General features: G+C 66.5%; 19 protein-coding genes and 1 pseudogene. 8 read left to right on the top strand and 12 right to left on the bottom strand.

Annotation, left to right across the window (positions count from 1 at the left end):
* Nucleotides 1–77 precede the first annotated feature (77 nt).
* The 3 genes from pks13 to Cocul_RS11135 all read left to right on the top strand — a co-directional run bounded on the left by pks13 (nucleotide 78) and on the right by Cocul_RS11135 (nucleotide 7,078).
* Nucleotides 78–4,907 carry a polyketide synthase Pks13 gene (gene pks13 / locus Cocul_RS11145; protein ID WP_055123357.1) on the top strand — a complete coding sequence of 1,610 codons (4,830 nt, stop codon included), beginning with the start codon at nucleotides 78–80 and terminating at the stop codon, nucleotides 4,905–4,907.
* On the top strand, nucleotides 4,907–6,451 hold the full coding sequence (locus Cocul_RS11140) for an acyl-CoA carboxylase subunit beta (RefSeq protein ID WP_055123356.1): 1,545 nt from the start codon (nucleotides 4,907–4,909) through the stop codon (nucleotides 6,449–6,451). The genes pks13 and Cocul_RS11140 overlap by 1 nt, the downstream gene beginning before the upstream one ends.
* A 129-nt stretch (nucleotides 6,452–6,580) precedes the next feature.
* Complete coding sequence (locus tag Cocul_RS11135; protein ID WP_055123355.1) at nucleotides 6,581–7,078, top strand: hypothetical protein; 498 nt, start codon at nucleotides 6,581–6,583, stop codon at nucleotides 7,076–7,078.
* 76 nt (nucleotides 7,079–7,154) lie between these two features.
* Here Cocul_RS11135 and Cocul_RS13190 read toward each other — a convergent pair whose 3' ends face one another.
* A complete protein-coding gene (locus Cocul_RS13190) occupies nucleotides 7,155–7,820 on the bottom strand; it encodes a type 1 glutamine amidotransferase domain-containing protein (RefSeq protein ID WP_082422324.1) in 666 nt (221 codons plus the stop codon).
* Nucleotides 7,821–8,120: 300 nt separating this feature from the next.
* A pseudogene (locus tag Cocul_RS13185) lies at nucleotides 8,121–8,903 on the bottom strand (oxidoreductase); the annotation flags it as partial.
* Between the two features lie 240 nt (nucleotides 8,904–9,143).
* Between Cocul_RS13185 and Cocul_RS11125 the strand changes: the two are divergent.
* Nucleotides 9,144–9,710, top strand: coding sequence for a TetR/AcrR family transcriptional regulator (locus Cocul_RS11125; RefSeq protein ID WP_055123354.1), 567 nt, complete (start codon nucleotides 9,144–9,146; stop codon nucleotides 9,708–9,710).
* Between the two features lie 11 nt (nucleotides 9,711–9,721).
* Here the strand turns inward: Cocul_RS11125 and Cocul_RS11120 are convergent, their stop codons facing one another.
* From Cocul_RS11120 to trmB, 4 genes are read right to left on the bottom strand one after another with little or no spacing between them, the layout of a single operon-like run.
* Nucleotides 9,722–10,099: a DUF3054 domain-containing protein gene (locus tag Cocul_RS11120; protein ID WP_055123353.1), complete on the bottom strand. Its 378-nt coding sequence runs from the start codon at nucleotides 10,097–10,099 to the stop codon at nucleotides 9,722–9,724.
* Between the two features lie 30 nt (nucleotides 10,100–10,129).
* On the bottom strand, nucleotides 10,130–11,152 hold the full coding sequence (locus Cocul_RS11115; protein WP_055123352.1) for a lysylphosphatidylglycerol synthase transmembrane domain-containing protein: 1,023 nt from the start codon (nucleotides 11,150–11,152) through the stop codon (nucleotides 10,130–10,132).
* Between the two features lie 2 nt (nucleotides 11,153–11,154).
* Nucleotides 11,155–13,452 (bottom strand): MMPL family transporter, encoded by a 2,298-nt coding sequence (locus tag Cocul_RS11110; protein ID WP_055123351.1) that lies wholly within the window; start codon nucleotides 13,450–13,452, stop codon nucleotides 11,155–11,157.
* A gap of 6 nt (nucleotides 13,453–13,458) precedes the next feature.
* Entirely contained in the window at nucleotides 13,459–14,235 is a 777-nt protein-coding gene (trmB, locus tag Cocul_RS11105) for a tRNA (guanosine(46)-N7)-methyltransferase TrmB (RefSeq protein ID WP_055123430.1), read from the bottom strand.
* A 515-nt stretch (nucleotides 14,236–14,750) separates the two neighbouring features.
* Between trmB and Cocul_RS11100 the strand changes: the two genes are divergently transcribed.
* Entirely contained in the window at nucleotides 14,751–16,580 is a 1,830-nt protein-coding gene (locus Cocul_RS11100; RefSeq protein WP_055123350.1) for a phosphoenolpyruvate carboxykinase (GTP), read from the top strand.
* A gap of 212 nt (nucleotides 16,581–16,792) precedes the next feature.
* On the opposite strand, the gene Cocul_RS11095 is transcribed toward Cocul_RS11100, so the two are convergent.
* Nucleotides 16,793–17,782 (bottom strand): hypothetical protein, encoded by a 990-nt coding sequence (locus Cocul_RS11095; protein ID WP_055123349.1) that lies wholly within the window; start codon nucleotides 17,780–17,782, stop codon nucleotides 16,793–16,795.
* Between the two features lie 75 nt (nucleotides 17,783–17,857).
* Nucleotides 17,858–19,039, bottom strand: coding sequence for an esterase-like activity of phytase family protein (locus Cocul_RS11090; RefSeq protein ID WP_055123348.1), 1,182 nt, complete (start codon nucleotides 19,037–19,039; stop codon nucleotides 17,858–17,860).
* A 169-nt stretch (nucleotides 19,040–19,208) separates the two neighbouring features.
* Between Cocul_RS11090 and Cocul_RS13055 the strand changes: the two genes are divergently transcribed.
* From Cocul_RS13055 to Cocul_RS12060, 3 genes are all read left to right on the top strand, one after another.
* On the top strand, nucleotides 19,209–19,334 hold the full coding sequence (locus Cocul_RS13055; protein ID WP_281176094.1) for a hypothetical protein: 126 nt from the start codon (nucleotides 19,209–19,211) through the stop codon (nucleotides 19,332–19,334).
* A 12-nt stretch (nucleotides 19,335–19,346) separates the two neighbouring features.
* Nucleotides 19,347–19,901, top strand: a complete 555-nt coding sequence (locus Cocul_RS12065) for an AlbA family DNA-binding domain-containing protein (RefSeq protein WP_055123347.1) — start codon at nucleotides 19,347–19,349, stop codon at nucleotides 19,899–19,901.
* A gap of 220 nt (nucleotides 19,902–20,121) precedes the next feature.
* Nucleotides 20,122–20,703: an ATP-binding protein gene (locus Cocul_RS12060; protein WP_055123346.1), complete on the top strand. Its 582-nt coding sequence runs from the start codon at nucleotides 20,122–20,124 to the stop codon at nucleotides 20,701–20,703.
* On the opposite strand, the gene Cocul_RS11075 is transcribed toward Cocul_RS12060, so the two are convergent.
* From Cocul_RS11075 to Cocul_RS11060, 4 genes are read right to left on the bottom strand one after another with little or no spacing between them, the layout of a single operon-like run.
* Nucleotides 20,704–21,327: a response regulator transcription factor gene (locus Cocul_RS11075; RefSeq protein ID WP_055123345.1), complete on the bottom strand. Its 624-nt coding sequence runs from the start codon at nucleotides 21,325–21,327 to the stop codon at nucleotides 20,704–20,706.
* A complete protein-coding gene (locus Cocul_RS11070) occupies nucleotides 21,324–22,490 on the bottom strand; it encodes a histidine kinase (RefSeq protein ID WP_055123344.1) in 1,167 nt (388 codons plus the stop codon). Before Cocul_RS11070 ends, Cocul_RS11075 begins: the two co-directional genes overlap by 4 nt.
* Nucleotides 22,491–22,493: 3 nt before the next feature.
* Nucleotides 22,494–23,234 carry an ABC transporter permease gene (locus tag Cocul_RS11065; RefSeq protein ID WP_055123343.1) on the bottom strand — a complete coding sequence of 247 codons (741 nt, stop codon included), beginning with the start codon at nucleotides 23,232–23,234 and terminating at the stop codon, nucleotides 22,494–22,496.
* Nucleotides 23,231–24,172 (bottom strand): ABC transporter ATP-binding protein, encoded by a 942-nt coding sequence (locus tag Cocul_RS11060; protein WP_055123342.1) that lies wholly within the window; start codon nucleotides 24,170–24,172, stop codon nucleotides 23,231–23,233. Before Cocul_RS11060 ends, Cocul_RS11065 begins: the two co-directional genes overlap by 4 nt.
* Between the last annotated feature and the right edge of the window lie 52 nt (nucleotides 24,173–24,224).

Here is a 24,224-nt window from a genome sequence, read left to right as displayed (position 1 = left end):
TGCCGGAGGGTACCCTACATGGACGGCGATAGTAACCATTATTTTCACCGAATCATCTTTGTAGGGAGATTCTTCGCATGGCAGACAGCCCCAGTGCACCCACCACGATGACCGCCGAGCAATTGCGCCAGTGGCTGCGCGAATGGGTGGCCGGGGTGACGGACGTTCCGGCCGAGGAGGTCACCGACGATCGCCCCCTGGAAAACCTGGGCCTTTCCTCCCGCGACGCGGTTCTGCTTTCCGGGGAGCTGGAAAATCTCCTGGGCCGCAAGCTCGACGCCACCGTGGTCTACGAGCACCCCACCATCGGGGAACTAGCCACGCACCTGCTCAGCGCGCGATCTGCTCAGGCCCCCGTGCCTCCGGGCACCGCGAACGCCATGAGCACTACGAGCGTCGCAAGCACGGCCCCCGAGGATCACGACATCGCCGTGATCGGCATGGCCGCGCGCTTCCCCGGGGCGCGCAACCTCGATGAGATGTGGAGCCTGCTGGTGGAGGGCCGCGCGGCCACCACCGCCCAGCCGCCCGAGGGCCGCTGGGCGGAATACCAGGGAGACCCGGTGGCGCGGGCCAAGATGGCCGAGCAGAACCTCGCCGGGGGATACCTGGAGGACATCTCCTCCTTCGACGCAGAGTTCTTTGGGCTCTCCCCGCTGGAGGCGGCCAACATGGACCCGCAGCAGCGTCTCATGCTGGAACTCTCCTGGGAGGCCCTGGAGCACGCCCACCTGCCCGCCAACGAGTTGCGAGGCACCCCCGTGGGCGTGTTCTACGGCTCCTCCAATAACGATTACGGCATGCTGATCGCCTCCGATCCGCAATCCGCGCACCCCTACGCGCTCACTGGGACCTCCAGCGCGGTGATCCCCAACCGCGTTTCCTATGCCTTTGACTTCCGGGGACCCTCGGTGGCCGTGGACACCGCGTGCTCCTCCTCCCTGGTGGCGGTGCACCAGGCGATCCGCGCCCTGCGCGCCGGGGACGCCTCCGTGGCGCTGGCCGGCGGCGTGAACATCATGGCCTCGCCGTTTATCTCCACCTCCTTCGGGGAGCTCGGCGTGATTAGCCCCAGCGGACGGATTCACGCCTTTTCCGAGGACGCCGACGGCTTCGTGCGCTCCGACGGCGCCGGGGTGTTCGTGCTCAAGCGGGTGGCGGACGCGGTGGCGCACGGCGACACCATCCTGGCGGTGCTGCGAGGCTCCGCCATCAACTCCGACGGCCACTCCAACGGCCTCACGGCCCCCAACCCGGAAGCCCAGGTGGACGTGCTGCGCCGGGCCTACGCGGACGCCGGGATTGACCCCCGCGAGGTGGACTACGTGGAGGCCCACGGCACGGGCACGGTGCTGGGCGACCCCATCGAGGCCACGGCCCTGGGCGCGGTGCTGGGCGCCGGCCGCGATAGCGCGCAGCCCACGCTGCTGGGCTCCGTGAAGAGCAACTTTGGCCACTCCGAGTCCGCGGCCGGTTCCGCCGGGCTGGCCAAGGTGATCCTGGGCATGCGCAACGAGGTGCTGCCGCCCTCGATCCACTACGCGGGCCCCAACCCCTACATCGACTTCGACGCCGAGCGCCTAGAGGTGGTGGAGGATCCCCGCGAGTGGCCGGAGTACTCCGGGCGCAAGATCGCGGGCGTATCCGGCTTCGGTTTTGGCGGCACCAACGCGCACGTGGTGGTCAGCGACTTCGATCCCGCCGACTATCCGGCCCCGGAGAACCGGGTGGAGGCGCTTCTGGACGATCCCGAGGACGCCACGGCGCTGCTGCCGGTCTCGGGGCACCTGCCCTCGCGGCGTCGGGCGCAGGCCGCGGCGCTGGCGGACTACCTGGAGGAGGCGGGCCTAGAGGATCTCACGGCCCTGGAGCGCACCCTGGCCGGGCGCAACCACGGGCGTTCCCGCGCCGTGGTGCAGGCCAGCACCGTGGACGAGGCGGTCACGCGCCTGCGCCGGGTGGCCGAGGGGAAGAAGTCCGCCGGGATCGCGGTGGCGGACGCCCCCACCGCCACGGGGCCGGTGTTTGTGTACTCCGGTTTTGGCTCCCAGCACCGCAAGATGGCCAAGGACCTGGTGGCCATCTCCTCGGCGTTCCAGGAGCGGCTGGAGGAGCTGGACTCCCTGGTGCAGTACGAGTCCGGCTGGTCCATGCTCGGCCTGATCCTGGACGACGAGCAAACCTACAACACGGAAACCGCGCAGGTAACCATCACCGCGATCCAGATCGCGCTGACCGATCTGCTGGCCAGCCTGGGCGTGCGCCCCGCCGGCGTGATGGGCATGTCCATGGGCGAGATCGCGGCCGCCTACGCCTCCGGGGGCCTAAGCGCCGAGGAGGCCCTGCGGATCGCCTGCCACCGCTCCCGGCTGATGGGCGAGGGGGAGAACTCCCTGTCCGAGGACGAGCTGGGCGCGATGGCCGTGGTGGAACTCTCCACCGAGGCCCTGGCGCAGATGTCGGCCGAGGACGCGCGCTTTGCCAGCATCGAGCCCGCCGTGTACACCGCGCCGGGCATGACCACAGTGGGCGGGCCGCGCCCGGACGTGAGCGCGCTGGTGGAGCGGCTCGAAGCCGAGGGCAAGTTTGCCCGCCTCCTGGCCGTCAAGGGCGCGGGGCACACCAGCGCGCTCGACCCGATCCTGGGCGAACTCGCCGCGGAGATCGAGGGGCTGCGCCCGCGCCCCCTGCACACCACGCTGTTTAGCTCCGTGGATCGCGGTCGAGTGTACCAGCCGGGGGAGACGGTGCATGATGCGGATTACTTCCTGCGCTGCACCCGTCACGCCGTGTGGTTCCAGGACTCCACCGAGGCCGCCTTTGCCGCCGGGCATACCGCCCTGGTGGAGATCGCCCCGAACCCGGTGGCGCTCATGGGCATGATGAGCACCGCCTTCGCCGCCGGTAAGCCGGACGCGCAGCTGCTCTTTGCCCTCAAACGCAAGGTGCCCGCCGCCGCTTCCCTGCGCGATCTGCTCGCCACCCTCTACGTCTCCGGCGCGCCCGTGGACTTCCGCCGGGTGCGAGGCCTGGGGGACACGCTTGCCGACGCCCCCGGCACCCCATGGAAGAAGCAGGAATACTGGACGCCCGCGCGCCCCTCCGGCGGGACCAGCGGCCTGCCCGGGGCCAGGGTGACGTTTCCTGACGGCCGCGTGGCCTTTGGTACCGAGGCCACCCGGGTGCCCTCCGGGTTGGCGTTGATCGAGGCCGCCGTGGCGGAGATCGACCCGCAGGCCACGCTGGTGGCCAAGCGAGAGCACGCCGCCCTGCCCGCTCATGGCGAGGTGACCACGGTGGTCATGCGGCACCTCGGCGGGCTCTCGGTGGCGGTGTATGCCGCGCAATCCGGGGCCCAGGCCCTCGCGGAGGGCTTCGCGGCGGGCGCGGCCCCCGAGGCCGCGAGCGCCGGACTCACTGAGGCCGCCGCCCCGCCCGCCGCTCCCAAGGCCACCGGAATGCCCGGTGCGCAGGGGGAGATCGAGGTGGAGGCCCGCCACTGGGACCCCGAATCCGGGGAAACAGTGGAGGAGCGGCTGCGCGCGATCGTGTCCGAGTCGATGGGCTACGACGCCGAGGACCTGCCCCTGGAACTACCGCTGATCGATCTGGGCCTGGATTCCCTGATGGGCATGAGGATCAAGAATCGCATCGAAAACGACTTCCAGATCCCGCCCCTTCAGGTGCAGGCCCTGCGCGACGGCTCCTTGGCCGACGTGATATCCCTGGTGGAGCAGGCCGTGGCGGGCAAAGCGGGCACCACCGTAACGGAGAAGCCTGCGGCGGCCGAGGGGGCGTCGCAAAGCCCCTCCCAAGGCGTGGGCGTGGCCCCGCGCGATGCCTCCGAGCGGCTGGTGTTTGCCACCTGGGCGGGCCACAGCGGTGCGGCGGCAGCGGGTGTGACCAGCGAGCTTCCCGAGTTTTCCGCCGAGGTGGCCGAGGCGATCGCCCAGCGCCTCAGCGAGCGCTCCGGGGTGGAGATCACCGCGGAGCAGGTGGCGCGGGCGCGCACCCTCGAACCCCTGGCCGACCTGGTGCGCGAGGGGCTGGAAACCGAGGTGGAGGGCAATATCCGCGTGCTGCGTGAGCGGGCGGAGGGCTCCACAGCCCCCTCGGTGTTCCTCTTCCACCCCGCCGGGGGCTCCTCCGTGGTGTACCAGCCGCTCATGCGCAGGCTGCCGGAGAGTGTGCCGGTGTACGGGGTGGAGCGCCGCGAGGGCCCCCTGGAGGAGCGCGCGGCGGCATACCTGGAGGAGATCAAGGAACTCGCCGATGGCCGCCCGGTGATCCTGGGCGGGTGGAGTTTCGGCGGCGCCCTGGCCTACGAGGTGGCGCACCAGCTCCGCGCCCAGGGCGGCGTGGAGGTGGCCACCATCGCCCTGCTGGACACCGTGCAGCCCGCCGAGGCGATCCCGGACACCCCGGAGGAGACCAAGGCCCGCTGGGAGCGGTACTCCGCCTTTGCCAAAAAGACCTACGGCCTGGACTTCCCGGTGCCCTACGAACTCCTGGAAACCGCGGGCGAGGAGGCCATGCTGGGAATGCTCACGGAGTTTTTGAGCACCACCGACGCCTCCGAGCACGGCCTGGCCGCCGGGGTGCTGGAGCACCAGCGCGCCAGCTTCGTGGACAACCGCATCCTGGACAGCCTGGACATGCGGCGCTGGGCGGACGTGCAGGTGCCGGTGCTGCTCTTCCGCGCGGAGCGCATGCACGAGGGCGCCATCGAGCTGGAACCGGCCTACGCGCACATCGCCCCGGACGGCGGCTGGGGGGCCATCGTGAAGGACCTGGAGATCGTGCAGCTGCGCGGCGATCACCTCGCCGTGGTGGATGAGCCGGAGATCGCCACGGTGGGGGCGCACATCACCCGCTGCATCGAGAATCTGGAAGGAAAGAAGAGCTAGTGGCCACCACTGCGGAAAAACTCGCAGACCTGCAAGAACGCCTGGATAAGGCGCAGGACCCCGGCAGCGAGCGCGCCCGCGCCAAGCGCGACGAGGCCGGGCGCACCACGCCCCGGCAGCGCATCGCGGCCCTGTTGGACGAGGGCTCCTTCGTGGAGATCGGTGCGCTGGGCAAGACCCCCGGCGACCCGGACGCCATTTACTCCGACGGCGTGGTCACCGGCTACGGGCGCATCGACGGCCGCCCCGTGGTGGTCTATGCGCACGATAAGACCGTGTACGGCGGCTCCGTGGGCGTGACCTTTGGCCGAAAGGTCGTGGAGGTGATGGACATGGCCATCAAGATCGGCTGCCCGGTGATCGGCATCCAGGACTCCGGCGGCGCGCGCATCCAGGACGCGGTGACCTCCCTGGCCATGTACTCGGAGATCGCCCGCCGCCAGATGCCGCTCTCCGGGCGCAGCCCCCAGATCTCCATCATGCTGGGCAAGTCCGCGGGCGGTGCCGTGTACGCGCCCGTGACCACGGACTTCGTGATCGCCGTGGACGGGGAGACCGAGATGTACGTGACCGGCCCGGCGGTGATCCGGGAGGTCACGGGCGAGGACATCAGCTCCGCCGAACTAGGCGGTGCGCGCCAGCAGGAGGCCAACGGCAATATCTCCGCCGTGGTGAACAGCGAGGACGAGGCCTTTGACCTGGTGCGCGACCTCCTCGAACACCTGCCCTCTAGCTGCTTTGACCCCGCCCCCGTGGTGGCGGCCCCCACCGACGAGGAGGTGGCGGACACCCGCTCCCTGGACACCTTCATGCCCGATGACACCAATGCCGGGTATGACATGATGGATCTGCTCTCCCAGCTGGGCGATGACGATGATCTCATCGAGATTCAGGAGAACTTCGCCCCCAACCTCATCTGCGCCTTCGGGCGCATCGACGGCCGCACCGTGGGCTTCGTGGCCAACCAGCCCATGCACTACGCGGGCTGCATCGACGCCGAAGCCGCCGATAAGGGCGCCCGCTTCATCCGCACCTGCGATGCCTACAACATTCCCGTGATCTTTGTGGTGGATACCCCCGGCTACCTGCCCGGCGTGGCGCAGGAGAAGGAGGGCCTGATTCACCGGGGGGCCAAGCTGGCCTTCGCCGTGGTGGAGGCCACCGTACCGAAGGTCGCGATCATCGTGCGCAAGGCCTACGGCGGGGCCTACGCCGTGATGGGTTCCAAGAACCTCTCCGGTGACATCAACCTCGCCTGGCCCACCGCGCAGATCGCCGTGATGGGCGCGGCGGCGGCCGTGGTGATGATCCAGGGCAAACAGCTCGCCGCCGCCCCTCCCGGGCAGCGCGAGCAGATGAAGAAGCTCTTTATGGACTTCTACGATCAGAACATGACCTCCCCCTACGTGGCCGCCGAGCGAGGCTTCCTGGACGCCATGATCCAGCCGCGCGATACCCGCCTGGAATTGCGCCGTGCGCTGCGCCAGCTGGCGGATAAGCGGGAGGGGGATCTACCCAAGAAGCACCCGATCGCCCCGATGTAGCGATTTGCTCGCTGGGACGGTAAGGTCTGGTGAGGACTGTGCCCCGCTATACCACGCTGCGGGGCCTAGCAATTTTGTATTTTCTATGCGGCACAAGAACGCAACCAAAGATGGAATGAGGGAACCCCTATGATCTTCACCATTTTGAAGGGCCTGGCCCTGGCCACCGGCCTCTTCTCCCTGTCCGGCATGTCCACCACCGTCGATGCCCCCGTGGCGGAGACCGTGGCCGTGGAGCAGGCCGCCACTACGCAGGACGCTGAGGCTTCTGAGGGCTCTGAGAACTTTGCGGATCGTGAGGCCGCCGCCGAGGCCGCGATCCAGGCCATCGAGGACGAGGCCGGGCACGACCTGGTGAACGTGGAGTTCAAGGATGACTACGTGGTGCTGCGCCCGGCGGAGTCCTTCGACGAGGAGAACGATCAGGAGTACTTCAGCGAGATCATGGCGTCCCTGCGTGCGCTGGGCTACGAGAACATCGCTGCCGTGGGCAAGCCGGTGTACGTGGAGAACCCCGAGATTGATCCGGCCGAGGTAGAGGCCCTGGAGGCCGAGGAGGACGTGGACGTGCAGGCGCTGGCCCTGCCCGAGGTCGATCCGGCCTTTAGCCACGTGATCCGTGCGTAATTAACCCAAACGCAGATAAAGGGCCGGGGCGCTCATGCACCCCGGCCTTTGTGCTGCCGTGCTGCCGTGCTGTCGCTTAGGCGAGATCGGCGATGATGCGCAGGGCGAGGTCGCGGGAGGACTGCGGGTTCTGCCCGGAGTAGAGATTCTGATCCACCACCATGTGCGGGCGCAGCGGGAACCCGGCGTGGTATTCCACCCTGGCCTTCTTCATCTCATCCTCCAGCAGCCAGGGGGCCTTCCAGGCAAAGGGGTTGAGGAGTTCCTCCTTGTTGGATAGGCCCGTCATGCGCCGCCCGGAAAAGGCGTCGGGGGCAGCGAGGATCGCGGCGGGGGCATGACAGAGCAGCGCGAGGGGTGCTCCCGCCTCGATGCGCTGGCGCAGCAGCGCGCCGGAGGTGGCGTCAAAGGCTAAATCCTCCATGGGGCCGTGGCCGCCGGGGTAAAACACCAGGTCATAGTCCGTAGAGTCAATATCCTCCAGCGGCACCGGGCGGGCGAGAGCACCCGCGATGGAATCGAGGTAGGCACGCACCCTCCTGCGCTGGGAGGGCAGCCCGCCGGAGACGCCCATGCTGAGGGCGTCGAGGGTGGGGGCCACGCCGCCGGGGGTGGCGATGGTGATCTCCCACCCCGCCTTGGTGAACAGCTCGTGGGGCACGGCCAGCTCCTCGCCCCAGAAGCCGGTGGGGTGCTCGGTGCCGTCCTTGAGCGTCCACACCCGGGCGGCGGTGACCACCATGAGTACCTTGCGCGGGGTGGCGGAGCCGTCGGTAAGGCGCTGGGCTAGCCAGGCCGCGTAGCGACGATTCGCGCGCCGATTCTGTAGCTGTTCCCCGATCAGCGCTGCGCGGGGATCGAGGCTCAGCCGCGGTTCCTTGCCCCGCCCCAGGCGCGCCATCTGACGGCGCACCCAGGCCATCGAGGCGGCGGAGGCGATAGCCTTGTTCTTGATCCGGGTGCGGGGGATCTCCGGGGCGGTGTTCTGCCCGGCCTCCCATTGCCGGGGCAGGGTGGGGTTGGCGGCCAGGGCGGTGCCGATCCCCACCAGCGCGGCCCCGGAGTTCAGTACCTCCTCGGCCACGCTGGGGCGCACGATTCCCCCGGTGACCATGAGCGGAACCGGGGAATCGGAAAGGAGTCCGCGCGCCATCTCCAGGAAGTAGGCCTCGCGGGCCTGGGTGCGGCCATCGGCGGAACGCCCGGTCATGGCGGGGCTCTCGTAGGAGCCGCCGGAGAGTTCCACCAGATCCACGCCGAGCGGGGTGAGCATGGCGATGACCGCGCGGGCGTCGTCAAGCTCGAAGCCGCCGCGCTGGAAGTCCGCGGAGTTAAGCTTGACGGCCACGGCGAAGTCCGGGGCTACGGCGGCGCGGATACCCCGCACGATCTCCAGGAGGAACCGGGCGCGGTTCTCCAGGCTGCCGCCCCAGCCATCGGCGCGGGTGTTGGTCAGCGGGGAGAGGAACTGGGAGAGCAGGTAGCCGTGGGCGGCGTGTACCTGCACGCCGTCGAAGCCGGCCTCCTCCGCGCGGCGCGCGGTGGTGATGAAGCGCGCGATGGTGGCTTGGATCTGTTCCTCGTTCATGGGGGTGGGAGTGGGGAACGTGACGTTCTTGGTGCCCACCTCCACGGCCTTGGCGCTGGGTGCCCAGGCCACGCCGGGTTGGTGGGCGCTGACCTGGCGGCCGGGGTGGCTGATCTGCATCCATATTTTTGCGCCGCCGTCGTGGGCGGCCTGGGCCCACCGGCGGAATGGTTCGAGGGGCTGACGATCATCGAGCACCACGTCGCGGGTGCCGGTGAGCGCGGCATCATTCACCATGACGTTGCCGGTGATGAGGGTGCCCGCCCCGCCCTGGGCCCAGGTGCGGTAGAGGCGGAAAAGGCGCTCCCCGGGGAGGTGGGAATCGGTGGCCAGGATTCCTCCATCGCGGCTTTGACGATGCGGTTGGGTACCGTGGCTCCGCCGGGGAGCCGGTAGGGGGTGAAGAGATTGGTCATGGGGTCTCCGCGAGTTAAAGTTTACGGTGTACACACCGGAGGATAAGCGAGGAGGTTTACGGTGTCAACATCGGAGCGGAAGGAATACCACCACGGGGACTTAAGGCGTGCCCTCCTCACCAGCGCCCGCGAGATCCTTGCCACCGGCGAGGGCTTCTCCCTGCGCGCGGTGGCCAAGAAGGCCGGAGTGAGTCCCACCGCCACCTACCGGCACTTTGCCGACCGCAAGGCCCTAGAATCCGCCATCGCGGGGCAGGGATACCGGGAACTACACGAATACCTGGAAGCGGCCTCCCGGGAGGTTGCGGCGCGGGGAGACACCTGGAAGATCGCCGTGGCCTACGCGCAGTGGGCGATGGAGAACCCGGCCATCTTCTCCCTGATGTTCACCACGGACTGCGATCCCCAGGACGCCGAGCGCACCCGCGCCGTGGCGGAACTCAAGGGATTCCTGGCTCAGGAGGCGGCGGCGTGGATCCCGGAACGCGCCACGGAGGACTTCATCATCGCCCTCTGGTCCTTCGTCCACGGGATCACCCTCCTCCACGCGGAGGGAAAACTCCCCGCCCAGGAACCAGGGGAAATGGAAGAGCGCATCCGCCGGGCCTGGGATGCGCTCGTGGGGTAGGGGGTCAGGGGTTACTGCCCGGTTGAGGTACGCCCCGCCACGGCCCGCCACGCCGCCATGAGAACCCCGGAGGTCACGGTGGCAACGATGATGAACGACCAATGCGGCACCGCGCCGTGGCGCAGCCCCCACACGCCTAACCCCACGATCACCGCGAGCGGCCATGCCAGGCCAAGGCTGCGCCACGGGGAGGGGGTCACGCCACCGCGCACGGCCAGGATTCCCCAGGCCAGCGCCACACCCAGGAGGAAGGGCCACAGGGTGCTAAGCCACCCGGTCACGCTCAGCGGCATGTCCTCGCTGCGGTGGGCCACGCGGGCCAGGAGGGCAAAGAGCGCGATGGCCAGGGCGTCGTAGGTAAACCAGCGGGCTGCGGTAGAGGGGAACATGCCGCCCATTATCCTCCCGTGGCTACTGGGTTATCCAGGAGGGGGCGTGACCGCGCGGTTTTTCCCGCGGATAACCCAGAACCACAAAAACACCACCCACCCCACGGCGGCCAGCAGCACGAAGGTGAGCATGCGGAACACGATCGCCGCCGCCACGGCCAGGGACATGGGAATCCCGCCCAGGGCCACCAGGGTGGAGGTGAGCATCACGTCCACCGGCCCCAGCCCGCCGGGGGTGATCTGGGCCTGGCCCACGAGCTTGGCGGCCAGGAAGGAGAGCGTCACCCCGGCCACGTCTGGCTCGCCGCCCACGGCTACCACGCAGGCCCACAGGCACACGATCTCCGCCACCCACTTCAGCGTGGACCACAGCAGCGCCAGGCCCAGCCGGGCCAGGGGAATATCCACGGCGCGCAGCTGCGTGCGCAGCCCGGAGAGTTTATCCGTCCAGCGATCCTCCGGGGAACCCACCCGGCGGTTGTACCAGCGCAGCGCGGAGGTGAGCTTGGTCTCCACGGTGGCGGGATTGCGGGCGGCCCAGCTCACCGCGCACAGCACGGCCACCAGGGCCACTATCGACGCCACCAGGGTCAGCGGTTTCACCGAGGCCCCCAGGAAGAACACCGCGATGAGCCCGAGCAGCGCCATGCCCGCGGCGGCCAGCAGTCCGGAGACCACCATGTACCAGCTGGCCACCACCGCGCTGGCCCCCCAGGCCATCTGTTCCCGGAAGATCATGGCGGCGGCCACGGCCGGGCCACCGGGGAGGGTGGCCGACCACGAGTTTGCGGCCAGGCCCAGGGCGTTGGCGCGCCCCCGCCCGCAGGGCGCGCCGGTGGAGTGCAGCAGGCTCACCATCATCTCCGCCTGGAAGATCATGGTGATGGCGGTAAACAGCACGGCCACCGCGATGTAGCGGTTATCGGCCCGCTGGAGCGCCACCCAGCCCTCGCGGAGGAAGTGGGCGTTATCCCGCAGCACGTAGGCCAGGACGGCGAGCACGATCACCACCAGGCCGTAGCGCACCCACGGGCTGCGCAGCCACCGCCACACCGTTACTTCTCCAGCCTCTGGATCAGGTCTTTGAACGGCACCAGGCCATCATCCTGGGCGGTGGTGCGTCCGCCGCGGGCGGCCTCGGATTCCTCGATCACCACGGCCTCGTCCACGCTCACGGCGGCGGGCGGCGGCGTGGCATGCGCGGCCGCGGGTGCGGCCGGGGTGACCTCGGAGCCGTGCCCCAGCCGGGAGTATGCCCTGCGCAGCCAGGTGGGTGCCCACCAGTTATCCTCGCGCAGCAGGTGCATGACGGCGGGCACGAGCAGCATGCGGATCACGGTGGCGTCGAGGAGCAGCGCGGCGATCATGCCAAAGGCGATGTATTTCATCATCACGATCTCGGAGAAGCCGAAGGCCCCGGCCACCACGATCATGATGAGCGCGGCGGCGGTGATGATCCCGCCGGTGTGGGCGGTGCCGTACTTGATGGCGGTATCGGTGCTGGCCCTTCGGTCGCGGGCCTCCACCATGCGGGAGACCAAGAACACCTCATAATCGGTGGAAAGGCCGTACACGATGGCCACGATGAGCACCAGCACGGGGCTCATTAAGGGACCCTCGGTGAAGTTCAACAGGCCGGAGCCCACCCCGTCCACGAACATGAGGGTGAGGAACCCCAGGGTGGAACCCAGGCCCAGGATCGTCATGATGATGGCCTTGGCGGGCAGGATCAGCGAGCCAAACACCAGCGCCATGAGCACAAAGGTAGCCACCACGATGTACAGCGCCATCCAGGGCAGGGTATCGAGCAGCGCCTCGATGGACTCCACCTCCATCGCGGGGGTGCCGGCGATGTATACCTCCACCCCCTCGGGGGCGTCGATGGCGCGCAGTTGCTCCATCACGCGCTGGTTATCCGCGCGATCCGCGATGCCCGCCGTGAGCACCGTGGTGCCCTCCTGGCTGGGGTGGGCGGGGCGGAACCGCCCGGTGAGTCCCTCCACCTCGTTGGCCTGGCGGTACACGGTGCTCAGCTGCTGGTTATCGGCCCCGGTGACCACCAGCTTGATGGGCTCGGTGCGGAAGTCCGGGAAGGCCTCGTTGAAGGAGGCCTGGGCCTGGCGGGTCTCATTGGTGGGGGGCAGGTACGTCTCATTGATCCCGCCGAAGGTGATGCCCACCAGCGGAATGGCCAGGGCCAGCAGGCCCCCGGCGATGACCACCGTCACGGCCTTGGCGTGGCGCATGGCCCAGGCGGGTATGCGCCACCACAGGGTCTCTTCCAGGCGCTTGCCGCGCCGGGAGGCGCGCCGCACCGTCCAGCGATCGATGTTGGTGCCCAACATGCCAAAGAGCGCGGGCAGCACCGTCACGGAGAGTAGCGCCGCGAGCGCCACGGCGGAGATGGCCCCGTATGCTACCGATTTGAGGAAGGCCTGGGGGAAGATCATCAGCCCGGAGAGCGCCACCGCCACCATGCCGGCGGAAAAGACCACCGTCTTTCCCGCCGTGGCGGTGGTGGTGGCCACGGCCTGAGCGACGGGGGTTCCCTTGTCCATCTCCTCGCGGAAGCGCGAGACCATGAACAGGCCGTAGTCGATGGCCAGGCCCAGGCCGAGCAGGGTGACCACGGACTGCGCAAACACGTTGACCTGCGCGCTGCCCGCCAGGATGGAGAGGATGCCCAGGGAACCCAGGATGGAGAGGACGCCCACGATCAGGGGCATGGTGGCGGCCACCACGGAGCCGAAAACCAGCAGCAGCAGCACGGCCACCACGGGCAGGGCCACCAGTTCCGCGCGGGAAATGTCCCCGGCCATGCCCTCGTCGAGGGAGTCCGCTACGGCCGTGGCCCCGGCTACCTCCAGGGTCACGCTCTCCGGCAGGTCTTGGCCGCGCAGATCCTCCTCGATGGCGCGGTAGTCTTTGAGGGTCTGCTCCCCGTCTCCGGCGAGGCCGATGGCGGCGAAGGCCCGGGTGCCGTCGGCGGTCATCATCTCCGGGGCGCGGGTGGAAAAGTAACTGGTGATGTGGCTGATCTCGCCGGAATGTCGCTCCTTGAGGGAGTCTAATTGCGCGTTGAGGGCCTGGGCGAGCGCGTCCTCGCTGAGGCTGCGCGGGGCGTTCACGGAGTAGAGGGCGATGACGTCCCCGCTCCTATCGCGCCCGAAGGTTTCCTGCTCGATGCGCGCCCCCACGGTGGACTCCGCCCCGGGGTCCTCCCAGCCCTCCTGGCTGAGGCGATCGCCCAGGCGCAGGCCAAAGATGCCGTAGAGGGCGAGGATAAAGAGCACCACCAGGGCCGGGATAAGGTGGCGGTGGCGGTAGGAGAACTGACCCCAGCGCAGAAACACAGGCGACTATCCTTCCTGACCGGCGGCGGGTTCGTCTACTTTTTCCCAGAGGAACTCCGTGATCGCGTGATCCATGCGCAGGCCACGTCCCTCAAACTTGGTGCGTACTTGGCGGTCGGTGAGCACGGGGCACTGCTCCCACGGCCAGCCGCGATAGCGCAGCAGGGGTTCCACGTTGACGAGCTCGCTGATCCACTCGGCGTAGTCTGCGTGATCGGTAGCCACGTGCAGCACCCCGCCCGGTTTGAGCCGGGTGGCGATCAGGTGCAGCGGGCCGGACTGGATGATGCGGCGTTTGTGGTGGCGGGCCTTGGGCCAGGGATCGGGGAAGAAGATCCGCACCCCGTCCAGGGAACCGGGAGCGATCATGCGGTTGAGCACCTCGACGCCGTCGCCGCGCACCATGCGGATATTGTCGATCCCCTCGCGCAGCGCCGCCCCCATCATCTTGGCCAGGCCGGGTTTATAGAGTTCCACGGCGATGATGTTGGTCTCGCTTTCCAGCGGGGCCATGGCCACCGTGGAGGTGCCGGTGCCGGAGCCGATTTCCAGGATCGTGGGGTGACCGCTGCGGCCAAACCACTCCTCTACGTCGATGCGTTCGTCGCTCATAATTCGGCCGAGGCGGGGCCAGTGCTGCTCCCACGCCGCCTGCTGATTCGGCGTGAGGGTGCCGCGCCGGAAAGACACGGTGCCCAGGCGCGGGTAATCCAGCCCGTCATCGAACTCGGATTGCAGGGGCCGACCGTGGGGCAGGTCGCCGAGGCCGGGGGCAGGGGGCATGGCAGATTCGTTCATCTCCTACAGCATATCTGTGCGCCGTGGCGCTTATCGACGCCCCCTGAGCCTCGCCTTAGTTGTTATAACAATGGAGGGTACGGGGTGGGTGCTTGGCGGCGCCGCGCGGGCGCGCTGTGGCCAAGGAAACGTGTGGAATGGCTAACATTGGTGGGTTGTGGGAAGGTGGGGTGAGGGCGGGTACTGGCCTGGTGATAGGTACCTGTTTGAGGGGGTGGGGGAGAGGCGCCGGGGAGGAACGTGCGACGTAGGTCGGGCGAGGCGGGAGAAGAGAACTATTTTTCCCGATCTGGAAAGTGGGAGGACACCCCCGCATGGGGGTATTGCCGTTCGGGGCGTGTGCGGGCGCGGGGAGAGACGTGCCAGGTAGAGCGGCACTCGGGTAAGATGTTATGACCACTTGGAGGGGCGAGGCGGGCGCGGGGAGTGTTTTTCCGCTGCGCACATGGATACGCTGGAGAGGCATCGCAGAGAAAGCGACCGAAGATCAGGAGTAGGTTATGACCGCTGCCATCAAGGGTCTGCAAGGCCCAGCGCCCACGAAGAATCAGGAACTGCTGAAGTGGATCTCCGAGGCCGTGGAGCTTTTCCAGCCGGAGAACGTGGTGTTTGCGGACGGGACTCAGGAGGAATGGGAGCGGCTGACCTCGGAATTGGTGGAGGCCGGCACCCTCATTCGCCTCAACGAGGAAAAGCGTCCTAATAGCTTCCTCGCCCGCTCCAATCCCTCGGACGTGGCCCGGGTGGAATCCCGCACCTTCATCTGCTCCGCCACCGAGGACGGCGCGGGCCCCACCAACAACTGGGCCCCGCCGGAAGAGATGAAGGCGGAGATGCGGGAGCACTTCCAGGGAGCCATGCGCGGACGCACCATGTACGTGGTGCCTTTCTGCATGGGCCCCATCAGCGACCCCGAGCCCAAGCTCGGCGTGCAACTCACCGACTCGGCCTACGTGGTGCTCTCCATGCGGATCATGACGCGCATGGGGCGCGAGGCCCTGGACAAGATCGGCGAGCACGGGGACTTCGTGCACTGCCTGCACTCCGTGGGCGCGCCCCTGGCCCCCGGCGAGGAGGACGTGGCCTGGCCGTGCAACGAGACCAAGTACATCACCCAGTTCCCCGAGACCAAGGAGATCTGGTCCTACGGCTCCGGGTATGGCGGCAACGCCATTCTGGCTAAGAAGTGCTACGCCCTGCGCATCGCCTCCGTGATGGCGCAGGAGGAGGGCTGGATGGCGGAGCACATGCTCATCCTCAAGCTCACCTCCCCGGAGAACAAGACGTACCACGTGGCGGCGGCCTTCCCCTCCGCCTGCGGCAAGACCAACCTCGCCATGATTACTCCCACGATCCCCGGTTGGAAGGCCGAGGTGGTGGGCGATGACATCGCCTGGCTCAAGTTTGGAGAGGAAGGCCATCTCCACGCCATCAACCCGGAAAACGGCTTCTTCGGCGTGGCCCCCGGCACCAACTACTCCTCCAATCCCATCGCCATGAAGACGATGGAACCCGGCAACACGCTGTTCACCAACGTGGCGCTGACCGACGACGGCGACGTGTGGTGGGAGGACATGGGCGAGGCTCCCGAGCACCTCATCGACTGGCTGGGCAATGACTGGACGCCCCAGTCCGAGGGGCTGGCCGCCCACCCGAACTCCCGCTACTGCGTGCCGATCTCCCAGTGCCCGGTTTCCGCCCCGGAGTTTGACGACTGGCGCGGGGTGAAGATCGACGCGATCCTCTTCGGCGGCCGCCGCCCCGACACCGTGCCGTTGGTCACCCAGTCCTACGACTGGGAGCACGGCACCATGATCGGCGCGCTGCTCGCCTCCGGCCAAACCGCCGCCGCCGCCGAGGCCACCGTGGGCGCGCTGCGCCACGATCCGATGGCCATGCTGCCCTTCATTGGCTACAACGTGGGCGATTACCTCAACCACTGGATCGAGATGGGCCGCAAGGGTGGCGATAAGATGCCGCCGATCTTCCTGGTTAACTGGTTCCGCCGGGGTGAGGACAAGCGCTTCCTGTGGCCCGGATTCGGGGAGAATTCCCGCGTGCTTGCGTGGATCATTGATCGCATTGAGGGGCGCGTGGGTGCCGAGGAAACCGTGGTTGGCCACACCGCCCGGGCGGAGGACATCAACCTCGATGGTCTTGATACCCCCATCGAGGACGTGTGCGAGGCGCTCAGCGCCCCCGCCCAGCAGTGGGCCGGTGACCTGGAGGATAACGCCGCCTACCTGAAGTTCCTGGGCGAGCGCGTGCCGGAGCAGGTGTGGGAGCAGTTCCGCGCCTTGCAGAAGCGCGTGGCGGAGGCCACGGTCTAAGGTCCTAACCTGTGTAGGCATAAAGCAGCCGCCCCTTGCCGTGCGTGGTGAGGGGCGGCTGCTTTTGTGTTAAAAGATGACGATCTCCGGCGTGGAATCGCGTGGCTCGGGAGGGGGTGGGGAGTATCCATCGCCACCGTCCTTGCCAGGCGCGGTGGCATCATGACCTTCCTTGGGGTTGGTTATGTTTTCTTCACCATAATGAAGCCGCGTTATCCCCTCACCTGCTCCGCTCCCACCACGCCCACCGGCACCCGCACCATCTCATCCGGGCCCACGTTGTAGGAGCGGGAGACCAGCGCGGACACGGCGTAACCGCCGCCCGGCAACGGGGTGAGCCAGGGATCGGCCAGGGCCATCTCCGCCAGGGTGAACTTGGCGGTGGTCACCACGGTGCCCCGGTACTTGCGCACCCCGTTGTCCTCCGGGGACTCCGCTGCGGCGTCGCGGCTAAATGCCACCCGCTCGCCGTCGAGCACGGTGGCACCGTTCTTGGCTTTGACGGCCCCGCCGGTGAGGCCGGCGAAGCGGAAGGCGGCTGGGGCGTCGATAAGCAAATCCTGGGTGGGGGCGGGCGGGGTGTTCGGGCCGGGCTCGGGGGAGTAACGAAGGGGGATATAGAACTCCTCGGCGGCGTTGTGGGAGCCCGCCCCGGGATAAACGTAGACTCCCCAGCGGTCGCCCGGGGTGGTCTCCGACGGGTCTACCACCAGGCGGGCGGTAAAGGAGCCGTCCTGGTTCATCGGCTGGGCCTGGCGGGCGATGGAGCGGCGCATCTCCACCACCCCGCTGGGGATGGATTCCAGCGTGCCCTCCGGCATGACCCAGGCCATGCGATCGTGAGGGTGGGTGCGGGCGGTGCTATCCGCGCCTTCGCTGGGCTTCCAGTGCTCCGGGAAGGCGCCGTAGAGGACAAAAAGCCCGTTGGGGGTGCCGGGCGGTACGGGGAAGGGGAAGCCGCCGCGATTGGCCTGCGGGGAGAAGCCACTGCCGTGGACGAGGAGGACGTCGCCGCGCCGCACGGTGGTGTCGGGGGTAATTGGGGTGCCGTCCTCCAGGGTGACGGACACGCTGGGATTTTCCTGTACTTGCGGGAAAATCGGCAGATCGTCGGGGATCGTGGGGGTGGCGGCCTGCGCCGCCGTGGGGCTGATGAGCAGGGCGGCGGCGAGGGCCGTGGCGGTAAGGGGGAAAGGTCTCATGTTCCCAGAATAATCCAAGGGAAGGGGAGCCTAACCTTTAATTCTCTGTGTTGTGCCTCACTGTATTATCACGTGCTATCCCAGCGCGATTCGGTGCAGGAGGGTGCGCTGCTTATCGCTGAAGTTGTCATCGGACATCACCAGGAGTTGCGCGCGGCCGTCGCTTAGCCTCGGCGCCCAAGCCAGGGCCTCGATGTTATCCGGGTGATCGGGCAATTCGGAGAAATCAAACACCAGCTCCTTACGCACCGGCACCTCCGCCCCGGTCAGCGCCGGAGTGCCCAGCACGTCCGTGGCGCCGTCGAGGGTCAGCCGATAAATCTCGCCGCGATTGCCCTCCCCGGCCACGTAACCACGCTCGATCACATAAAAACTGCCGTCATCGCCCGCGATGATCTCGGAGATGCCGCGATCCTTCGCGCCGGGGTACAGCGCTCCCACCTCCAAGGCATACTCCGCCACCGGCTCGCCGGTGCTCACGGAATACTGGGTGAGCCGCACCCGCATACCCTGCTCCTCGGTGTTCATCGGCCCGTCCTGCGCCAGCGCGCCCTCGTTGGCCGTCATCACCACGTCCTCAGAGACCACGGCAAGCCCCTCGTTCGCCTTATTGTGACGAACCCCCACCGTGCCCTCCGGGTTCGGCGCATGATACGCGGGCACCTTGAGCCGCGAGAGCTCCCGCCCGGACGCCTCGCTGACGATGACCGCAGGCGAGCGGAAATTGCTGTCCTTTGCCCAGCCCTCCGACGTCCACGCCACCGTGCCGTTTGGCAAGATCCGCACCGATTCCGGGTCCACCGCCCGCGGGGCGTAGGGCTGGCCGTCAGAATCGCGGAGGATGACGGTTCCGGCGATGGTGGGCTCCGCGCCATGAGGATCGGTGGGAATGGAAAGGCGGTACGCGCGGGAGGGGCCGTTTTCCGCAGAGTCATCGGAGAGGGCAAGGTACTCCGCGCTGTTGTCTGGGCCGTCGGTGTCGGTCAGGCGCTCCAGGCCGGAGATCCCGCCAAAGGGAGGCTGCTGCTTGCCCTGCTTATCGACGCCCGGGACAGCAAGGTGGGACAGATCGGTGGTGCCGAGGTACTCGCTGGGGAAGCGGTGCGCGGCGGGTTGTGGGGCCTGCTGGGCTTGCGGGGACGACGCCGCAGGCGCCTGGGCGCGCGCCGGGGTGGCGGGGCAGGCGGTAACAGCAGCGACGGTGAAGGAGGCGGTGGCGAGGAGAACGCCGAGGGGGCGGGCATGGTGGGACAACATGGTGCGCAGCATAGGATGAGCGGGCGACGAGGCGGTGACGGGCAGGTGGACGGGAGGTGGCGCAGGGGTAAAAACTGGGTGAACTTTGGGGTTCCACATACACACCAGATACACACCACACTGATAATCTGATGCGCACTTTTATGAGTGTGGCTTGTAGTCTGCGAGTGTGCGGTGGACTGAACAAGATATCCTCGCTGCGGTTGAGGACATGCGTCGTTATGGAAATGACACCTCCCTGGTGGAGGTCAAGCGTGCCGCCGGAGGCCTTCCCGGATTAGCGGAGACGATCTGAGCCTTTGCCAATATGCCCCAGGGCGGCGTGGTGATTCTGGGGATTGATGAGGCACGGAACTTTGCGCTGGTGGGAGTAGCGGAGCCGGGTGCGCTTGTCCAGGGATTGGTTGACCAAGCGCGTGCTTTGGTACAACCGACGCCACAGATCGAGGCGTATCCCGTAGACGTAGACGGGGTCGCGCTCGTGGTGGCAGAAATTCAAGCGCTTGCCCCGACACAAAAGCCCGCGCGCACGCATGGTGTGCCTTACTTGCGGCAGGGCGATGGGGACTACGAGATGAACCCCAATGATATTCATATGCTTAATGTGGCTGCGCTGAATCAGACAGAGAGGCAGGTGTACGATGCCGCCCCGGCCCCAGGGGCCTCCGTGAGTCACTTGGATAAAGATTTGGTGAAAAGTTACATCCAGATGGCTCGTTCATCTAGCCGCAGGTTGGCAAATATGGAGGAAGGGCAATTACTCAGGGTGACCAGCGTGATTAATGGTGAGGGAGTTCCCACAATAGCGGGTCTCTACGCACTAGGTGAGTTCCGCAGGGTTCCTTGCCTGCGCTGGTGGTGACAGCAGCCGTGCGTATGCCACGGGAAAGTGGTGAAAGAAGCAGGAATCTTCATCACTTTGATGGTCCGGTTTCTGTGATGCTAGAAGAGATCATGCAATGGGTGGAAAATAACATCTCAACGGTGCAGGTGTATCGCGATGATGGTCATTAATTCACCGTCCAGAGTTTCCGCTAAGTGCCATCAGGGAGATTGTGGCTAATGCCTTAATCCATAGGGATATGGGTCCAGACACCCTGGGGATAGGGAAACGGGTGGAGATGCGGATAACCCCTTACGGATTTATAGTGGAAAGTCCGGGAGGGCTGCGGGGAGTATCTCAGGGGCAGTTGCACGGGCCAGAACTGGCAAAGGCCGCGGTGAATCAGCGCTTGTATGAGATGGCTAAGCGCCTGCGAACAGGGGAGAATCTTCCGGTTATCGAGGGAGAAGGGGGTGGTATGAGGGAGGTCTTTGAGGCGATGGAAGAATGGGGCCTAGGGGAACCAAAACTCTTTGATAATGGCACGGTTTTCCGCGTGGTGCTCCGCCGCGCTGCCGTGACAGAAACTTTGGCAAAAGCGGAGTTTGCGCCCACCGTGAAGTATGGAGAGGAGCAGCTAAGGGCTATAAGCGTTAATGCGCCCAGCATTGTGCGTTCTCTGGAAAGTAGTGGGCAGTTAAGCGTCGCCGAGATTGCTCGTGAGACAGGACTGTCCTCGGCGCAGGTACGTTATGCCATGACGGCCCTTGTGCGGGAAAACGTGGTACACATGATTGGCCGTCAGGGGGATCGCCGCACCTGGTATCGCCTCACGGATTAATCACAGCCACCCCTGCTCCTTAGCCAGAAGGTAGGCCTTAAACCTGTTACCGGCCCCGGTTTTGCTCATCGCGGAACTCAGGTAATTCCGCGTGGTGCCGGGGGCTAGATGGAGGCTGGCGGCAATCTCGTTGATGCTGCCGCCCAAGCCCGCTGCCCGTAGCACCTCCGCCTCGCGCGGGGTGAGCGGGGAGGCGTCGATAGTCATGGCCCATGCGGCGAGCTCGGGGTCGATGTAGCGCTCACCCGCGTGAATCGCTCGGATCGCCTGGGCAAACTGGTGGGCGGTGGCGGTTTTGGGTAGGTAGCCCTGGATTCCGTGGCGCATGGCCTGGTACAGGTTTTGGGGGTGGGCGTGGCTGGTCACGATGAGGGCCGCGGCGCGCGGAGATAAGGCGTGCAGCGCTTGGGCGGTTTCTATTCCGCTCAGTCCGCTCATGTTCTGATCGAGCACGCTGACCTCGGGCAGGGGCTTGCCGAGGGTGTGCTGCTTTGTCCACCATTCCAGGTATTTCTTCCCGGAATCGGTGACGGTGAGAACCTCAATATCTTCTTCGAGGCTTAGGAGCGTGGCAAGCGAACTCGCCACGAGGGATTCATCGTCGATGACCGCTACCTGAATCATTGTTCCTCCGGGTTGAAAGAGAGTTTCACCTGGAACTCTCCCTTGTGGCTATGCGTGTGCAGTAATGCCCCATTCTTCATGGCGGCGCGCCGACGCAGCTTCTCCAGTCCGCTGAAACGGGGTGGTTCGCTATGGGCCGCTCCGTCGTTGCGCATGGTGATGCCGGTGGATTGCAACGATAAGGAGGCTGCTGTGGCGCGCGAGTGTTTGAGGATATTGGTGGTGGCTTCCCGGACAAACCAGGCGGATAGTTCCCGGTGCGCGGCGGGAATATCGCTGGTATTTCCCGTGGTGTGTAGCGGTATCCCGGCGGTGTGGAGCAGGGCGCGGGCGGCGTGGATCTCCGTGTCCATATCAATATCGCTGTGCCCGTGTATGACGCTGCGCACCTCGGAGGCTGCGGTGCGGGTGATCTGCTGAATCTCGGTAATCTCTGCGCGGAGGCGAGGATCGTTCGCGCGGGCCAGGGCCTGCGCTAACTCCGCTTTTATGCTGATGGCGGCAAGGCGTTGCCCCAGGGTATCGTGTATTTCCTGAGAGAAGCGCAGTCGCTCCTCGGCAAGGATCAGATGGCGCTGCAACTCGGCGGCGTGCTCGGCCTCCTCCATGAGCCGGATGGACCATATGATGCTGAGCGTGGTGCCGCAACCAAAGAATAGGAACGTGGAATAGAGACCGATGGGCACCAGGGGCGCATCGTGTATTGCCGGTGCGGGACCCACAAGCCAGGGGAGGGCCTCCAACAGCGCCAGCAGGCCGGTGTATATCCACGGGCGCTTGAGGAAGGGCAGGTAGCCGTATGCCAATATGATGGCGAAGGCGAGGATAACCGCCGTGGCGTCGAGGGGCGAGACAAAAAGGCTTCCCACGACGGCCGCGAGCAAGCTACAGAGCGTTAGGGCGAACCCCACGGTGAAGATCGTGCGATGGTAGCGGGTGTTATCGGCGGCGAGCTGGGGCGACCGGAGAAAGAAGGCCGCCGAGAGCAGGGTGCACAGCCCAGTCCAGAGGAAAATCGGAAGCCAGGAGGCTCCCTCATGCTCCCACAGCGCCACGAGAGATAGGGGAAGGAGGGGGTACACCAGGCAGGACAGGCGCATGAAGGACGCGAACTTGCCGGAGGCGGGGAGGGATCGCCATGTCCTCACGGGTAAGCGCACCATCAGTTACCTATCGTTTTCCCACTTCATGTACCGCACGGCGGCCCAACAACACAGCAGCGTCCATGCGGAAAGAACAAGCACGGGGCGGAGAAACCCCTCCGATTGCATAATGGATTCGCCCCAACCAAGGTGGAGCAGATCCGAACCAGCGGCAAAGGGAGTATAGCCGATGGCCTCGGATAGGGTTTCCGGGAACAGAACGCGGGTGAACCCGGCGGACAACATGATGAGAATCATCACGGGCATGGAAGTCATTTGGGCCGCCTCCGCAGTGGGAGTGACGATGCTGGTGAGAAGCGCCATGCCCCAGACCAGGGGGATACCGAGGACAACGGCCACCACCACGGGCCCGGGGTGATCCGGCAGGGGAGAACCCAGCAGGAGAAGGCCCGCCGCGCCGAGCGCGATGACGGTCAGGGAAGAAAGAATCGCAGGCGCGGAGAGGGAGACGAGAATATCGGGATCGGTTAACTCACCCACCCGCAGGCGCTTGAGCACCTTTTCATCCCGCCGAGCGGCGGTGATGGAGAGCACGGGATAGTACACACCAAAGAGCAGAACAAACTGAATAAGGAGATCGGTGGACGCGGCCGCGCCGGCGGAGGGATCGTCCGCGTTGGTTTTATAGAGCATGAGCACCGGGGCTAGAGGGAGGAGCATCATGCCCATCAGGGTGCGGTTGCGCAGAAGCTGCCGGAACTCTGCGCGGCCCAGGCTCATAATCCGGGAGAAGGGGGTGCTCATTTGGGTGCTCCTTGTGCGGTGAGGGAAAGGGAAGGGGCGGACTGCGCGGTGGAGAGAAAAACCGTTTCCAGGGAGGCGGGTTGCGCGCTGAAATCGCTCAGGGTTGTCCCCTCACGCCGCGCCCAATCCAGCGCGGCCTGGGTATCGGCGAGCAGGTGGCGCGTCAGCACGGTGTGGGCGGTACCATCGCGGGTACAGGAGCCGGAGAAAATATTCGGTGCCGGTTGTGGGGAGGAGAAGCGCAGGCGGGAATCCTCCTGTGCCACGAGATCGTGCACGGTGCCCTCGCGGACGATGCGCGATTGGTGCATGATCGCTATCCGGTCGCACAGATGCTCGGCTTCCTCCAAGTAGTGCGTGGTCAGGATCATGGTCACCCCACGCTTTTTCATGTCGGATAGGAGCCGCCACGTGTGTGCGCGGCTTTCTGGATCAAGCCCGGTGGTGGGTTCATCGAGAAAGACCACGCTGGGATTGCCCGCGAGCGCGCAGCCGAGATCCAGGCGGCGCTGCTCTCCCCCGGAAAGGGCACTGACCTTCACATCCATGCGGTGCGTCAGTTCCACGGCCGCCGCCACCTCCTCCACCGGCAGCGGGTGGGACAGCGTGCCGGCCCACATCGTGAGGGTCTCGCGCACGGTGAGCTGTGGAGGCAGGCCTCCCGATTGCAGCATGATCCCCATCTTGGGGCGCAGGCGGGAGCGATCCCGATGCGGATCGAGCCCGTCGATGCGCACGGTTCCGGCGGAGGGCGGGGCAAGCCCCTCCACCACCTCCAAGATGGAGGTCTTTCCGGCGCCATTGGTACCTAGCAGCCCGAATATCTCGCCCTGCCGTACCTGAAAGGTAGAGTCTGTGACGGCGGTATAAGGTTTCTTAGTTGTGGAACCGGCGTACACGCGCCTAAGCCCCTGAACGTCAATGATGGTGCGGGTCATACCCCCCTATGCTGCTGCCCGTTCGGTTTGCCCAGTAGGGCTAAAAATCACC

This window comes from Corynebacterium oculi (assembly GCF_001412105.1).
GTDB classification, from domain to species: domain Bacteria; phylum Actinomycetota; class Actinomycetes; order Mycobacteriales; family Mycobacteriaceae; genus Corynebacterium; species Corynebacterium oculi.
The sequence above is the reverse complement of the archived record's forward strand: the minus strand, read 5'-3'. Positions and strand labels throughout refer to the sequence as shown.

Bases quoted from the DNA above. Each gene is read 5' to 3' on its own strand.
- Cocul_RS11090 (WP_055123348.1), bottom strand. From the start codon at position 19,039: ATGTTGTCCCACCATGCCCGCCCCCTCGGCGTTCTCCTCGCCACCGCC.
- Cocul_RS13190 (WP_082422324.1), bottom strand. From the start codon at position 7,820: ATGGTGGTCACCGCCGCCCGGGTGTGGACGCTCAAGGACGGCACCGAG.
- Cocul_RS11095 (WP_055123349.1), bottom strand. From the start codon at position 17,782: ATGAGACCTTTCCCCCTTACCGCCACGGCCCTCGCCGCCGCCCTGCTC.
- Cocul_RS11100 (WP_055123350.1), top strand. From the start codon at position 14,751: ATGACCGCTGCCATCAAGGGTCTGCAAGGCCCAGCGCCCACGAAGAAT.
- pks13 (WP_055123357.1), top strand. From the start codon at position 78: ATGGCAGACAGCCCCAGTGCACCCACCACGATGACCGCCGAGCAATTG.
- Cocul_RS11135 (WP_055123355.1), top strand. From the start codon at position 6,581: ATGATCTTCACCATTTTGAAGGGCCTGGCCCTGGCCACCGGCCTCTTC.
- Cocul_RS12065 (WP_055123347.1), top strand. From the start codon at position 19,347: ATGCCCCAGGGCGGCGTGGTGATTCTGGGGATTGATGAGGCACGGAAC.
- Cocul_RS11070 (WP_055123344.1), bottom strand. From the start codon at position 22,490: ATGGTGCGCTTACCCGTGAGGACATGGCGATCCCTCCCCGCCTCCGGC.
- Cocul_RS11075 (WP_055123345.1), bottom strand. From the start codon at position 21,327: ATGATTCAGGTAGCGGTCATCGACGATGAATCCCTCGTGGCGAGTTCG.
- trmB (WP_055123430.1), bottom strand. From the start codon at position 14,235: ATGCCCCCTGCCCCCGGCCTCGGCGACCTGCCCCACGGTCGGCCCCTG.
- Cocul_RS11065 (WP_055123343.1), bottom strand. From the start codon at position 23,234: ATGAGCACCCCCTTCTCCCGGATTATGAGCCTGGGCCGCGCAGAGTTC.
- Cocul_RS12060 (WP_055123346.1), top strand. From the start codon at position 20,122: ATGGGTCCAGACACCCTGGGGATAGGGAAACGGGTGGAGATGCGGATA.
- Cocul_RS11060 (WP_055123342.1), bottom strand. From the start codon at position 24,172: ATGACCCGCACCATCATTGACGTTCAGGGGCTTAGGCGCGTGTACGCC.
- Cocul_RS11120 (WP_055123353.1), bottom strand. From the start codon at position 10,099: ATGTTCCCCTCTACCGCAGCCCGCTGGTTTACCTACGACGCCCTGGCC.